The sequence below is a fragment of the Pseudomonas sp. Emmai genome, from assembly GCF_055179735.1.
In genome coordinates, this window is the sequence record NZ_CM143685.1 from 4,729,785 (window position 1) to 4,744,176 (window position 14,392).

General features: G+C 61.6%; 13 protein-coding genes. 11 read left to right on the top strand and 2 right to left on the bottom strand.

Annotated features, from left to right (window positions below):
- Positions 1 to 211 precede the first annotated feature (211 nt).
- The 7 genes from kdpF (at position 212) to ACY4LX_RS21855 (ending at position 10,230) form a co-directional block, all read left to right on the top strand.
- Positions 212 to 304 carry a K(+)-transporting ATPase subunit F gene (gene kdpF / locus ACY4LX_RS21825; protein ID WP_123402870.1) on the top strand — a complete coding sequence of 31 codons (93 nt, stop codon included), beginning with the start codon at positions 212 to 214 and terminating at the stop codon, positions 302 to 304.
- Positions 301 to 2,073, top strand: coding sequence for a potassium-transporting ATPase subunit KdpA (kdpA, locus tag ACY4LX_RS21830; RefSeq protein ID WP_463257817.1), 1,773 nt, complete (start codon positions 301 to 303; stop codon positions 2,071 to 2,073). The genes kdpF and kdpA overlap by 4 nt, the downstream gene beginning before the upstream one ends.
- Positions 2,074 to 2,083: 10 nt before the next feature.
- Positions 2,084 to 4,162: a potassium-transporting ATPase subunit KdpB gene (gene kdpB, locus ACY4LX_RS21835; RefSeq protein WP_463257818.1), complete on the top strand. Its 2,079-nt coding sequence runs from the start codon at positions 2,084 to 2,086 to the stop codon at positions 4,160 to 4,162.
- Between the two features lie 12 nt (positions 4,163 to 4,174).
- A complete protein-coding gene (gene kdpC, locus ACY4LX_RS21840) occupies positions 4,175 to 4,747 on the top strand; it encodes a potassium-transporting ATPase subunit KdpC (RefSeq protein ID WP_149659830.1) in 573 nt (190 codons plus the stop codon).
- Positions 4,748 to 4,773: 26 nt separating this feature from the next.
- Positions 4,774 to 7,470: a two-component system sensor histidine kinase KdpD gene (gene kdpD / locus ACY4LX_RS21845; RefSeq protein WP_463257819.1), complete on the top strand. Its 2,697-nt coding sequence runs from the start codon at positions 4,774 to 4,776 to the stop codon at positions 7,468 to 7,470.
- The gene (locus ACY4LX_RS21850) at positions 7,467 to 8,156 is read left to right on the top strand and encodes a response regulator (RefSeq protein WP_463257820.1); all 690 of its coding nucleotides are present in this window, start codon (positions 7,467 to 7,469) and stop codon (positions 8,154 to 8,156) included. The genes kdpD and ACY4LX_RS21850 overlap by 4 nt, the downstream gene beginning before the upstream one ends.
- A 622-nt stretch (positions 8,157 to 8,778) precedes the next feature.
- Entirely contained in the window at positions 8,779 to 10,230 is a 1,452-nt protein-coding gene (locus ACY4LX_RS21855) for a hypothetical protein (protein ID WP_463257821.1), read from the top strand.
- Between the two features lie 424 nt (positions 10,231 to 10,654).
- Here the strand turns inward: ACY4LX_RS21855 and ACY4LX_RS21860 are convergent, their stop codons facing one another.
- Entirely contained in the window at positions 10,655 to 11,137 is a 483-nt protein-coding gene (locus tag ACY4LX_RS21860) for a VOC family protein (protein ID WP_463257822.1), read from the bottom strand.
- 364 nt (positions 11,138 to 11,501) lie between these two features.
- On the opposite strand from ACY4LX_RS21860, the gene ACY4LX_RS21865 reads away from it, so the two are divergent.
- Positions 11,502 to 12,023, top strand: a complete 522-nt coding sequence (locus tag ACY4LX_RS21865; protein WP_463257823.1) for a hypothetical protein — start codon at positions 11,502 to 11,504, stop codon at positions 12,021 to 12,023.
- 108 nt (positions 12,024 to 12,131) lie between these two features.
- Positions 12,132 to 12,638 (top strand): peptide-methionine (S)-S-oxide reductase MsrA, encoded by a 507-nt coding sequence (msrA, locus tag ACY4LX_RS21870; RefSeq protein WP_463257824.1) that lies wholly within the window; start codon positions 12,132 to 12,134, stop codon positions 12,636 to 12,638.
- Positions 12,639 to 12,690: 52 nt separating this feature from the next.
- Here the strand turns inward: msrA and ACY4LX_RS21875 are convergent, their stop codons facing one another.
- Positions 12,691 to 12,966 (bottom strand): DUF2798 domain-containing protein, encoded by a 276-nt coding sequence (locus ACY4LX_RS21875; RefSeq protein WP_463257825.1) that lies wholly within the window; start codon positions 12,964 to 12,966, stop codon positions 12,691 to 12,693.
- 124 nt (positions 12,967 to 13,090) lie between these two features.
- On the opposite strand from ACY4LX_RS21875, the gene ACY4LX_RS21880 reads away from it, so the two are divergent.
- Positions 13,091 to 14,035 carry a LysR family transcriptional regulator gene (locus ACY4LX_RS21880; protein WP_463257826.1) on the top strand — a complete coding sequence of 315 codons (945 nt, stop codon included), beginning with the start codon at positions 13,091 to 13,093 and terminating at the stop codon, positions 14,033 to 14,035.
- A gap of 72 nt (positions 14,036 to 14,107) precedes the next feature.
- Positions 14,108 to 14,278, top strand: a complete 171-nt coding sequence (locus tag ACY4LX_RS21885) for a DUF2986 domain-containing protein (protein WP_149659836.1) — start codon at positions 14,108 to 14,110, stop codon at positions 14,276 to 14,278.
- The last annotated feature ends 114 nt before the right edge of the window (positions 14,279 to 14,392 follow it).

The window sequence follows — 14,392 nt, forward strand, 5'->3', positions numbered from 1 at the left end:
CCTGCAAAAAACAGCTCCTCCCGCACGTCTTTATAAGCTCTTTATCCCCCCGCCCCCAATCCTGATAACAACTTACCAACCATCCCTCTAGGCTTTTCCTCAATGCAGGAGGAAACGCCATGGACTTTATCTTTGTGGTACTCGGTGCGCTGCTTTTCGTCAGCCTGATCGGTCTGGCCCGTGGCTGCGCGGCGCTCAACAGGAGGCGGTCATGACCGGTTTCTATCTGTTCGGCGGCATCATCGCGGCCGGGTTGCTGGTGTACCTGGTCGCCGCGCTGTTCTTTCCGGAGGACTTCCTATGACCACGCAAGCCTGGATCCTCCTCGGCGCTTTTTTGCTGGTGCTGGGTCTGTTGGCCTGGCCCCTCGGACGCTGGCTGACCACGGTGATGGAGGGTCGGTTTGCCCTCGGCGCGCGGATTGAATCGCCGCTGTATCGCCTGGCCGGGGTCACGCCCGAAGCGCAGATGAGTTGGCTGCAATATGCCCTCGCCCTGATCCTGTTCAACGCCCTGGGATTGCTGGTTGTTTACGCGCTGCAACGCTTGCAAGGCGTGCTGCCGTTCAACCCCCAAGGCTTCGGCGCCGTGACGCCAGACTCTTCGTTCAACACCGCCGCCAGTTTCGTCACCAACACCGACTGGCAAGGTTATGGCGGCGAATCGACCATGAGCTACCTGACGCAAATGCTCGCGCTGACCGTGCAGAACTTCCTCTCCGCCGCCACCGGCATCGTCGTGGCGGTGGCGCTGATTCGCGGCTTCGCCCGCCACAGCGCCAACAGCATTGGCAATGCCTGGGCTGACCTGACCCGCATCACATTGTGGGTGCTGCTGCCGCTGTCGCTGATCTTCGCGTTGTTCTTGGTCAGCCAAGGTGCGATCCAGAATCTTGCCCCCTATAAGGACGTCTCGACGCTGGAAGTCATGCAGTACCAGGCGCCAGTACTCAACGACGCCGGCCAACCGAAACTTGACGCCCAGGGCAGCCCCGTCACCGTGGCTGCCAGCACCGACAAGCAAACCATCGCCATGGGCCCGGTCGCCTCGCAAGAAGCGATCAAGATACTCGGCACCAACGGCGGCGGCTTCTTCAATGCCAACTCGGCGCATCCGTTTGAGAACCCCACCGCGCTGACCAATTTCCTGCAACTGATCGCGATCTTCCTGATCCCGACCGCGCTGTGCTTCGTATTCGGCCACATCGTCGGTGACATCCGCCAAGGCTGGGCGTTGCTGGCGACGATGACGATCATCTTCGTGGTCGCGGTGATCGCCGTCACCCACTACGAACAACTGGGCAATCCGCAGTTTTCCGCGCTGGGCATCGACACAGCGGCGGGCAATATGGAGGGCAAGGAACTGCGCTTCGGCATCAGCGCCTCCAGCCTGTTCGCCGCCGTGACCACCGCCGCGTCCTGTGGAGCGGTCAACGCCATGCACGACTCGTTTACGCCCTTGGGCGGTGCGGTGCCGCTGGTGCTGATGCAACTGGGTGAAGTGGTGTTCGGCGGCACCGGCTCGGGGCTGTACGGAATGTTGGTGTTCGCAATTCTCGCGGTGTTTATCGCCGGTTTGATGATTGGCCGCACACCTGAATATTTGGGCAAAAAGATCGAAGCCTACGAGATGAAAATGGTCGCCATCGCGATTCTGGTGACGCCGTTGCTGGTGCTGTTCGGCACCGCCATCGCGGTCATGGCCGAGGCCGGTCGACTGGGGATCGCCAACCCGGGCGCCCACGGGTTTTCGGAAATCCTCTACGCCTTCTCCTCGGCCGCCAACAACAACGGCAGCGCCTTCGCCGGGTTGTCGGCCAACACGCCGTTCTACAACACGATGCTGGCGATCGTAGCCTGGTTTGGCCGCTTCGGCGTGATCGTCCCGGTGCTCGCCATCGCTGGCAGCCTGGCGGCGAAGAAACGCCTGGCGGTCACCGGCGGCACCATGCCGACCCACGGCATGTTGTTCGTGGCGCTGCTGATCGGCACGGTGTTGCTGGTCGGTTTGCTGAACTACGTGCCGGCGCTCGCGCTCGGGCCCGTCGTCGAACACCTCAACCTGATCAAGTGAGACCACGACCATGACCCGCCAAGCGTTCTCCTTGTTCGACCCTAAACTCATTACCCCGGCCCTCGTCGAATCGGTGCGCAAACTCAGCCCCAGAATCCAGTGGCGCAACCCGGTGATGTTCGTCGTCTACATCGGCGCGATCATCACCAGCGCCCTGTGGGTTCAGGCCCTGCGTGGCCAGGGCGAGGCCAGCGCCGGGTTTATCCTGGCGATTGCCTTGTGGCTGTGGTTCACCGTGCTGTTCGCCAACTTTGCCGAAGCCCTGGCCGAAGGTCGCAGCAAGGCTCAGGCCGCCTCGTTGCGCGACCTGAAAAAGGAAACCTGGGCCAAAAAACTGCGCGAGCCGCACTACGGCGCCGAGTGGCAATTGGCGCAATCGAGCGGTCTGTGCAAAGGCGATGTGGTGGTGGTCGAGGCCGGCGACCTCGGCGACTCGATCATCCCCGCTGACGGCGAAGTGATCGAAGGCGCGGCCTCGGTGGACGAGTCGGCGATCACCGGTGAGTCGGCGCCGGTGATTCGCGAATGTGGCGGCGACTTTTCGGCCGTGACCGGCGGCACCCGCGTGCTCTCGGACTGGATCGTCATGCGCGTCACCACCAACCCCGGCGAAACCTTCGTTGACCGCATGATCGCCATGGTCGAGAACGCCAAACGGCAAAAGACCCCGAATGAAATCGCCCTCTCCATCCTCTTGGTGGCGCTGACCATCGTGTTCCTCGGCGTGACCGTGACGCTGTTGCCCTTCTCCCTGTTCGGGGTCTCGGTGGCCCAGGCCGGGACACCAGTGTCCATCACCGTGCTGATTTCACTGCTGGTGTGCCTGATCCCCACCACCATCGCCGGCCTGCTGTCGGCGGTCGGCGTGGCGGGCATGAGCCGCATGATGGAAGCCAATGTCATCGCCACCTCCGGCCGCGCCGTGGAAGCGGCCGGTGACGTCGACGTTCTGCTCCTGGACAAGACCGGCACCATCACCCTCGGCAACCGCCACGCCTCGGCGTTTTTACCGGCGCCGGGGATCAAGGAAGCGGATCTGGTGGATGCAGCGCAACTCGCCTCCCTCGCCGACGAAACCCCCGAAGGCCGCAGCATCGTGGTGCTGGCTAAACAACGCTTCAACCTGCGCGAACGGGACATCGGCGCACTCGACGCCCACTTCGTGCACTTCTCCGCCCAGACCCGCATGAGCGGCGTCGATATGGGCACGCGCCAACTGCGCAAAGGCGCCGGTGAAGCGATCCTGCGCCATGTGCAAAGTCTCGGCGGCCATTTCCCCGACGCCGTGCAAACCATCGTCGAAGACGTCGCGCGCCGGGGCAGCACGCCACTGGTGGTAGCTGATGGCGCCAAAGTGCTGGGCGTGATCGAGCTCAAGGACATCGTCAAGGGCGGGATCAAGGAACGTTTCGTCGAACTGCGCCGCATGGGGATCAAGACCGTGATGGTCACCGGCGACAACCGCGTCACTGCCGCCGCCATCGCCGCCGAAGCCGGGGTTGATGACTTTCTGGCCGAAGCCACACCGGAACAGAAACTCGAGCTGATCCGCCGCTACCAGGCCGAAGGTCGCCTGGTGGCGATGACCGGCGACGGCACCAACGACGCCCCGGCGCTGGCCCAGGCCGATGTCGCGGTGGCGATGAACTCGGGAACCCAAGCGGCGAAGGAAGCCGGGAACATGGTCGATCTGGACAGCAACCCGACCAAGCTCATCGAAGTGGTGGAAACCGGTAAACAAATGCTGATGACCCGGGGCTCGCTGACCACGTTCTCGATTGCCAACGACGTGGCCAAGTATTTCGCCATCGTGCCGGCGGCGTTCGTCACCACCTATCCATCCCTGGCGGCGCTGAACATCATGGGCCTGACCAGCCCCAATTCGGCGGTGTTGTCGGCGGTGATTTTCAATGCGCTGATCATCATTTTCCTGATCCCGCTGGCACTCAAAGGCGTGAAATACCGTCCGGTCGGCGCCGCCCTGCTGTTGCGGCGCAACCTGCTGATCTACGGGCTGGGCGGGGTCATCGTTCCATTCATCGGCATCAAAATCATCGACATGGCCCTGGCCGCTGTCGGTCTGGTTTGAGGGAGCTTTGTCATGAGCACTCAGTTACGTCCGGCGTTGACCCTGTTGATTGTCTTTTCACTGCTCACCGGCCTGGCTTATCCGTTGGTGACGACCGGCATCGCGCGGTTGGTGTTTCCCCATCAGGCGGCCGGCAGCCTGATCGAGCGCGACGGCAAAACCGTCGGTTCGCTGTTGATCGGCCAGGGCTTCAGCGATCCGAAGTATTTCTGGAGCCGCCCGTCTGCCACCAGCCCCATGCCCTATAACGCACAAGCCTCCAGTGGCTCGAACCTCGGCCCGCTGAACCCGGCGCTGATGGACGCGGTCAAGGGCCGGATCGAGGCGCTGCACGCGGCCGATCCCGGCAACAACGCCACGGTGCCCGCCGACCTGGTCTACAGTTCCGCCAGTGGTCTTGATCCGCAGATCAGCGTGGCCGCCGCGTTGTATCAGGCCGGGCGGGTGGCGCGGGTGCGTAACGTGCCGGTGGAGAAGGTCCGGCAACTGATCGGCGCGTATGCTCAAGGCACGCTGCTCGGGTTCCTCGGCGAGCCTCGGGTCAACGTGCTGGCCCTGAACCTGGCGCTCGACGCCGCCCACTGAGCGGCAACTCACACACGGTGAGGGTGATGGCCGAACAACGTCCTGACCCGGACCAGCTACTGGCCCGGATTCGCGAAGAGGAAGCGCAAGCCAAACGCGGTCGGCTGAAGATTTTCTTTGGCGCCAGTGCCGGGGTCGGCAAGACCTACGCCATGCTCGCCGCCGCCCATACCGCGCAGTCGCAAGCCATCAAGGTGCTGATCGGTGTGATCGAAACCCACGGTCGCGCCGAAACCCAGGCGCTGATTGAAGGCCTCGAAGTGCTGCCGCTCAAACGGGTCATCGATAAGCAGCGCACCGTCAGCGAATTCGACCTCGACGCCGCCCTCGCCCGCGCGCCGGGGCTGATCCTGATCGACGAACTCGCCCACTCCAATGCCGTCGGCTCGCGGCATCCGAAACGCTGGCAGGACGTGGAAGAACTGCTCAGCGCCGGGATCGATGTCTGGTCGACCATGAACGTCCAGCACCTGGAAAGCCTCAACGATATCGTCGGTGGCATCACCGGTATTCGGGTGTGGGAAACCGTGCCCGACCATGTATTCGATACTGCCGACGAGGTGGTGATCGTCGACTTGCCGCCCGACGATCTGTTGCAGCGCTTGAAGGAAGGCAAGGTCTACCTCGCGCAACAGGCCGAGCGCGCGGTGCAGAATTTCTTTCGTAAAGGCAACCTGATCGCCCTGCGGGAACTGGCGCTGCGGCGCACCGCCGACCGGGTCGACAGCGACATGTTGCAGTACCGCCAAAGCAGCGCGGTGAAACCGGTGTGGGGCACCCGCGACTCGCTACTCGCCTGCATCGGGCCCCATGAACAGGCGGAGAAAACCGTGCGTTCGACGGCGCGCCTGGCCGCGCAATTGAACGTGCCGTGGCATGCGGTGTTTGTCGAAACCCCGGCCTTGCAGCGCCTGCCCGAGGCCAAGCGTCGTCGGGTGCTGGCGACTTTGAAACTGGCCCAGGACATGGGCGCGCAGATCTCGACCCTGGCGGGTCAGGACATTGCCGAAACGCTGGTGAAATATGCGCGCATGCACAATCTGTCCAAGGTGGTGCTGGGACGTGACGAACGTCCACGGCGTAAGTTTTGGCGCCAGGTGCTGGCGGATCGGATTGGTGCGCTGGGCGCGGATCTGGATGTGATTCAAGTGTCGTTGCCTGCCTCCAGCCAGCGCCCGGAAAGCAAGCCTGAAACCCGCGAAAGTCCGATTCTGTGGTCGACGTATCTGTGGAGCGCCGGGATCTGCGCAGCGACAACGCTGATCGCCTTGCCGCTGGCGAACGTTCTTGAACAGGCCAACATCGTCATGCTGTTCCTGCTGGCGGTGGTCGCCGTCGCCGTGCGCTTCGGTCGTGGCCCGGCGGTGATGGCGGCGTTCATGTCCGTCGGCGCCTTTGATTTTTTCTTTGTCTCGCCGCGTTTTTCCTTCGCGTTTGCCGATGTGCAGTACCTGGTGACCTTCGTTGTGATGCTGGTGGTGGCGTTGGTGATCGGGCAGATGACCGCCGGCCTGACGTACCAGGCACGGGTGGCGCAACGGCGCGAAGACCGCATGCGCGCGCTGTATGACATGTCGCGTCTGCTGTCCGCCGCGCTGATCACCGAACAGGTGGCCGAGATCAGCGCGCAGTTTCTGTCCGCCGAATTCGGCGCCCGCTCGGCGTTGCTGGTGGCCGATGACAACAACAAATTGCTGGCGCCGATGGTCACCGGCGATGCCCCGCAAGTCGATCTGGCGATTGCCCAGTGGTCATTCGATAAAACCGAACCGGCCGGTTACGGCACCGATACCCTGCCCTCCAGCACCACGCTGTACCTGCCGTTGTCGGCGCCGATGCGCGTGCGCGGCATCCTCGCCGTGCAGCCCCGGGACACGACGCGGTTGGTGGTGCCGGAACAGCGGCGTTTACTCGATACCTGCGCGTCGTTGCTGGCCATTTCCCTCGAACGGATTCACTACATCAACGTGGCTCAGGACACGACCGTGCAAATGGAATCCGAGCGCTTGCGCAACTCGCTGCTGTCGGCGATTTCCCATGATTTGCGCACGCCGCTGTCGGTGATGGTCGGCCTCGCCGAAGCGCTCAAACTGACCCAGCCACCGCTGACCGGCGAAGCGGCCGAGATTGCCACGGCGGTGGGTGAATCGGCGCTGCGCATGAACACCCTGGTCAACAACCTGCTGGACATGGCGCGACTGGAGTCCGGCAAAGTGGTGTTGAATCGGCAGTGGCAACCGGTGGAAGACGTGGTCGGCAGTGCCTTGCGTGCCGTGCAGCCGATCCTCGGCGGGCGAACCGTGCACGTCGCCCTGGAGGATGACTTGCCGCCGGTAAGGATCGACGCGGTGCTGATCGAGCGCATCCTGATCAACCTGATCGAAAACGCCGTCAAATACACCCCGCCCGCCACCACTATCAACCTGGGCGCCTCGGCCACGCCCGATACGATCGAAGTGTGGGTCGCCGACGAAGGCCCGGGCCTGCCCCAGGGTCACGAAGAAGCGATCTTCAGCAAATTCATGCGCGGCAAAAAGGAAAGCGCCATCCCCGGCGTCGGCCTGGGTTTGGCCATCTGCCGGGCCATCGCCCAGGTCCATGACGGCACCATCGTCGGCGCCACCCGGCCCGAAGGCGGCGCGCGCTTCACGCTGCGCCTGCCCCGCGAAACCCCGCCCGTTATCGAATCCTTCGCCCCGCAGACTGACGAGGAACAGCCATGACCGACTCTGTGCCCCACGTCCTGATCATCGAGGACGAAAAGGAAATCCGCCGCTTCGTGCGCATGGCCCTGCAAGCCGAAGGCCTGGACGTACATGAAGCCGACACCTTCCACCGCGGTCTCATCGACGCCGGCACCCGCCGCCCGGACCTGATCATCCTCGACCTCGGCCTGCCCGATGGCGACGGCATCGACCTGATCCGCGACGTGCGCAGCTGGTCGCCGGTCCCCATCATCGTGCTGTCCGCCCGAGGCGCCGAATCGGACAAAATCCTCGCCCTGGACACCGGCGCTGACGATTACCTGGTGAAGCCGTTTGGCACCGGCGAATTGCTCGCCCGAGTGCGCGCCTTGCTACGCCGGCAGGCGAAAGAGGCCGATAACAGTTCAGTGCTGAGCTTTGGCGAGGTACGCATCGACATCGAACGTCGGGTAGTGGAACGCTCCGGCGCACCGCTGCATTTGACGCCGCTGGAGTATCGGCTGCTGGTACACCTTTGCTCGCATCCGAATCGGGTGTTGACCCATTTGCAACTGTTGAAAGCGGTGTGGGGGCCGTCGCATACGACGGATACGCCGTATCTGCGGGTGTTTATGGGAGGGTTGAGGAAGAAGGTCGAGGTGGATCCTTCGCAGCCAAGGCATCTGGTGACGGAGACGGGGGTTGGGTATCGGTTTATCCCATGACCCTGTAAGAGCAAAGCTTGCTCGCGATGAACGATGACGCGGTGTGCCAGGCCTGACACCTTCGCGAGCAAGCTTTGCTCCTACAGGGATCGGGGCTGATTTATGTGTAGGAGCGAGGCTTGCCCGCGAAGAACGATAACGCGGCGTGTCAGGCCCGACACCTTCGCCGTAGGAGCAAAGCTTGCTCGCGAAGAACGATGACGCGGTGTGTCAGGCCTGACGCCTTCGCGAGCAAGCTTTGCTCCTACAGGGATCGGGGCTGATTTTTGTGTAGGAGCGAGGCTTGCCCGCGAAGAACGATGACACGGTATGCCAGGCCTGACACCTTCGCCGTAGGAGCAAAGCTTGCTCGCGAAGAACGATGACGCGGTGTGTCAGGCCTGACGCCTTCGCGAGCAAGCTTTGCTCCTACAGGGATCGGGGCTGATTTTTGTGTAGGAGCGAGGCTTGCCCGCGAAGAACGATGACACGGTATGCCAGGCCTGACACCTTCGCCGTAGGAGCAAAGCTTGCTCGCGAAGAACGATGACGCGGTGTGTCAGGCCTGACGCCTTCGCGAGCAAGCTTCGCTCCTACAGGCTCATGCTAATATGCCATCACTCAATCAATGTAGTACGCCCGCATGGATGCCACGCTCCACCCCTTCCGCCGTTTCTCACTGTTCACCGTTGCGCTGATCCTCTCTGGATGCCAGACGACAAAACCCACACCTGTTAAAACCCCGCAACCAGGCCTCGCGGTGTTCAACAGTGTGTTGGTGGAAACGCCCGAGCCTAATTCGATCATCCGCGAACGGGACCGAATCACCTATGTCGTGGTGTCATCACTGGGGCCGGAAGACCGCTATTTGGCGCGTTTCGACGCGGACTGCAAGCAGCCTGATGCGCAAATGGCCTACCGCAGCAAAGGCGGAATGTCGCGGTTTGCCATCGATCCGCGGGGTCGCACAGAGGAATCCTGGCAATTACCGGCGGAACAAAAGAGCCAATACCTGCAAAGCGCTCAGTTCAAGCAGGTTTGCGCCCAGACCGCATCGCCCGAATGGCGAGTGTTCTCGGCCCCGGAGCATCAGGATTGGCAGATGATCGACCGCGCCAGCCTGAAGGTAAAAGGTGATGAAGTGACGTTCTGGACGGCTCGAGTGCCGCCCGCCGAGTTGTTGCTACCTGACCAAACCAGCCTGTATGGGCAGGTACGCCAGCGGTGGACAGCCAACTGCTCGCGGCAAGAGCTGACGGCGCTGAGCAGTTTCTACCTGGATAAGCGCAGTCGCGTGATCGCGGGGGAGATGAAAACAAATCCTGAAGCCATCCGCTCGCAAAGCCTCTCAGCTGACGAGCGCCGGTTGCTTGAGCTGGGCTGTGGTACGCCGCAGTCGCTGGATCAATACGCACATTTCGATGGGCGTGAGCAGTCATCCTTTGAACTGCCTGTCCCCGTCGTTACTGCCCCGGTATTGAAAGCCATCGCGGCATTGAAGATGCCCAAACCGGAGAAAAGCATTCAGCACCTGCGCTTGGTGTTCAAGGACATGTCCGAGCCGAAACAGTTTTCAGAGGTCGGTGTGCGGTACAAGGGACGTGACGCCAGATACCAGCCAGAGGCGTCAGTTAATCAATTGCTTGAGCGCTTTAAAAGCGGACGAGAGCAACGGGCCAACGTTAGTTTCCGCGGCTTGATAAAACTGGCTGACAGTAAATTCACGACTGTCGCCGATCTGATAGAAATTGAAGACAGCGCCCTCTCGGACCTGCGCTTCGAAGGCGATTGGGCAAATATGCCGGTCGGCGCGCTTCTGAGCTACACCGTGCAGCGCCCCACAGAGCACTATGGCAAAGGTTTGGTGCCGGTCGACGACCGGTTCACTTGCGACGTCGAATCACAAAAGCCCGCCAGCGCGTATTACCCGAGCCTGACAGGGACTGCCAAGGTGTTCAGCTGTACGGGTGATGACTACCACCTCGGCCAGGGCACCGCTTTTTACGCCTACCTGGAAGCGTATGGCATGTTCGTGCCGGTTCGGTACGTCGCGAAGGATTGGCAAGGGGAATGGAGCATTGAGGCTTTGGAGTGAAGTGGTGTTTCCCCATAAATAATGGGGACTCCCATTAGCCGGTCTCCAATCAAGGCTAAAAGCCAACTCTGCCTGCAGTTTTTAACTTCGGGGGTTGTCCTCTCTCGCAACCTGCCCGGTTGAACCCGTCGTACCCGCTTTCTCGTCAATGGCTACGACCGAGTCGTGCCTGACGCCTTCGCCGTAGGAGCAAAGCTTGCTCGCGATGAACGATAACGCGGTGTGTCAGGCCTGACGCCTTCGCGAGCAAGCTTCGCTCCTACAAGGGATCGGGGCTGATTCATGTGTAGGAGCGAGGCTTGCCCGCGATGAACGATGACGCGGTATGCCAGGCCTGACACCTTCGCCGTAGGAGCAAAGCTTGCTCGCGATGAACGATGACGCGGTGTGTCAGGCCTGACGCCTTCGCGAGCAAGCTTCGCTCCTACCGGGGTTTCAGCGCTGCCTCGATCGCCGCGATGTCGATCTTGCCCATGGTCATCATGGCGTCGAATGCCCGTTTGGCCTTCGCTTGATCGGGGTCGGTGATCGCGGCCGACAGGATGCGCGGGGTGATTTGCCAGGACAGTCCCCATTTGTCCTGGCACCAGCCGCAGACGTTTTCCTTGCCACCGTTGCTGACAATCGCATGCCACAAGCGGTCCGTTTCGGCCTGGTCGTCGGTCGCGACCTGGAACGAAAACGCCTCGTTGTGCTTGACCCCGGAGCCGCCGTTCAACCCGAGACAGGGGATGCCCATCACGGTGAATTCGACGGTCAGGACATCGCCCTGCTTACCCGCCGGATAGTCGCCCGGCGCGCGATGCACCGCGTCCACCGTGCTGTCCGGGAAGGTTTTGGCATAGAAGGTCGCGGCCTCCAGCGCGGCGCCGTCGTACCAGAGGCAAATGATGTTTTTGCTGAGCATTTCGGTTCTCCAACGTTGAGACAGACCCGATCAGTCTAGCTGCGCATTTCGGCACCGATGGTCACCGGTCCGGGCCAGTCACCCAGGCCGATCTATACTCTTCAGTTGGTTATCGCTTTGTCATGCAATACGTCGACACCCGTGCGCCATGGGCGCACCCGTGCCAATCGCCAACGTAACCAGCCCGAGCCCGTGCGTCGTGTCGCCCAGGATCGAACGACCGGTCGTGCTTGATGGCTTTGTGGCTGATGGGTTATGGAGAACATCATGAAATACAAGTTTTTTTCAGGCGTTGTATTGGCACTCGCGGCGACGGTGATGGTGCCCAGTGCGCTGGCTGCGAAGGCGCAAGCCGTGGCGGCGGATGGTGCGGATCATGTCGGGGCGGGGTCGGTGGCTGCTGACGGTTCGGATCGCGTTGGGGCCGGTGCTGTTGCTGCTGATGGCTCGGATCGTGTTGGGGCCGGTGCTGTTGCTGCTGATGGCTCGGATCGTGTTGGGGCTGGAGCTGTTGCTGCTGACGGCGCAGATCGAGTCGGCGCTGGTGCTGTTGCTGCTGATGGCTCGGATCGTGTTGGGGCTGGAGCTGTTGCTGCTGACGGCGCAGATCGAGTCGGCGCTGGTGCAGTTGCCGCAGACGGCTCGGATCGCGTCGGTGCCGGAGCCGTTGCCGCAGACGGCGCAGATCGAGTCGGCGCCGGAGCAGTCGCCGCTGACGGCTCAGATCGCGTCGGCGCCGGAGCAGTCGCCGCTGACGGCTCGGATCGCGTCGGCGCCGGAGCCCTCGCCGCAGACGGCTCCGACCACGTTGGCGCCGGAGTCCTCGCCGCAGACGGCGCCGATCACGTCGGCTCCGCCCGCCTCGCCTACTCGCGCAGTGGCATAGGTTCGGATCGAGTGGCATCCTCGCTGATGGACGGCAGTTACTCCGACCAGTTCAACAGTCCGATCATCAATCAGTAACGCACGCTTTCACTGAGGGAAATGACCGTTTATGACGACGCAAACCGAAACCGCCCTCCTGGCCGGTGGCTGCTTCTGGGGCATGCAGGATCTGCTGCGACGCTATCCCGGCGTGGTGTCCACGCGGGTGGGTTATTCCGGTGGCGATGTACCGAATGCGACCTATCGCAACCATGGCAACCACGCGGAAGCGATCGAGATCGTGTTCGACCCGCAGCAGATCAGCTACCGCCAGATTCTCGAGTTTTTCTTCCAGATCCATGACCCGACGACCCAGAATCGCCAGGGCAACGACATCGGCGCCAGCTATCGCTCTGCCCTTTTCTACCTCAGCGATGAGCAGAAACAGGTGGCCGAAGACACCGTCGCCGACGTCGAAGCCTCCGGCCTCTGGCCCGGCAAGGTGGTCACCGAAATCAGCCCGGCCGGGCCATTCTGGGAAGCCGAACCGGAACACCAGGACTACCTCGAACGCTTGCCCAACGGTTACACCTGCCACTTCATCCGCCCAAACTGGAAACTGCCCAAACGCGGTTGATCACTGAACAGAGGCGGCTCGAATGAGCCGCCTCTTTTTTTTTGGGCGAAGTTCAGTGATGGGGACGCACCGTCAACGCCACCAGCCTGATCACAACAGGACGCACGACAAGGATGCACAGGAACGCCACGGGCATCGCCAACTGGTAAGCGTGCAGCGCATTACTTAGAAAATCCTGCTGAATACCGGAATTGGCCGCCGTAATCACAAACGACATCAGCAGCGCCATGATCGCCGCCATGTACAGGGCAAACACAAAGGGCGTCGCGCGGGCCGAAAGTTTGCGTGGGTTTTGGAACAGTGTTTTGGCGGTTGTCTTTGAATTCATATCAGACCTTATTGACCTTCGATTGATAAGGATCCGCACCATAACAAGCCAGGCAATCGCCAACTAGACGCTTATCCGTGAGTGCTTTATAAAGAGAAACTTACGAATCAGATCAGGCCAAACAATGAACTTGCTCGGCGCCATAGACAGCTTTATCAAGGTCGTTGAAGCCGGCTCCATCGTCGGCGCCGCCAAGACGTTGGGCGTCAGCGCCGCGGCCGTGAGCCAGACCCTCAATCGTCTGGAAACGCACCTGGACACGCGCCTGCTCCAACGCACCACACGCAGCATGGCGTTGACCGAGAACGGCACGGCGTACTACGAAAAAGTGAAACACATCGCGCGCGATCTCGAATCGGCGCACAGCGCAATCACCCACGCACACACCCCGCTGCAAGGGCGCCTGAGCATCGCGTCTACCTCGGCGTTTGGCCGGCATGTCTTGGCAACCGTCATCGCCGGCTTCGCGGCGCGTTACCCGCGTCTGATCCTCGAACTCTCCACCACCGATCGCAAAATCAATCACATTCAGGAAGGCATTGATCTGAGCCTGCGGATCAAGCCGCAACTGGAAGAAGGGATCGTCGCGCGCAAGATTGTGTCGGTGCCGTTTATCATCTGCGCCTCCCCCGCTTATCTGGAACGCGTCGGCTGGCCGCACGCCCCGGAAGATCTGCAACAGCACGCCTGCCTGGCATTTCGTTATCCGCTGGACGGGCGTTTTCTACGCTGGGGTTTTATCCGCGATGGACAGCGGTATGACGCAACGATCAACGCCACCGCCATCAGCGACGACATTGACGCGCTGGCGCAAATGGCGATCCGCGGCGCGGGCATTACCCGCCTGGCCGAGTTCGTGGCTGCGCCCTACCTCGACAGCGGGCAACTCGTTCCGCTGTTCGAACATCGCGACGCCGCAGCCTATGCCTACGCCGAACCCCTCGACATATACGCATGCGTCCAGGAACGCGCCGCCCTGACGCCCAAGGTCAAGGCGTTCATGAGTTATCTGGCGGAGTATCTGGAAACGCGCTGGCCGATGGACGCTGGCGACATCGAAGAAAGGTAGAATGCCTTCCACCAGGACGACCCCATCAGCGCGATATAGATCATTCAAGACCTGACAAACCGAGTAGAAAACATGAATCGTCGTAAAAAAATCACCCAGTTATTAAAGGCCCACGCCAAAAAGGCCAGTGCCAAACTGGCACCGGCCAACAAGTCCAAATACATCAGCAAAGCCGACCGATTGAAACTGGCTGCCGAGCCGGGTCAAGACGCAATTGTTCCAGCCAACGATGCTGTCGATTGAAATCACGTTCGTATCAGAAACGTGAAACTTTCATGGCCGTGCCCGCCGCTGCCGGGACAGGCGCAATACCCGCTATTCTCAATACACACGCCCACCAACACGCCTCCAGCCTGT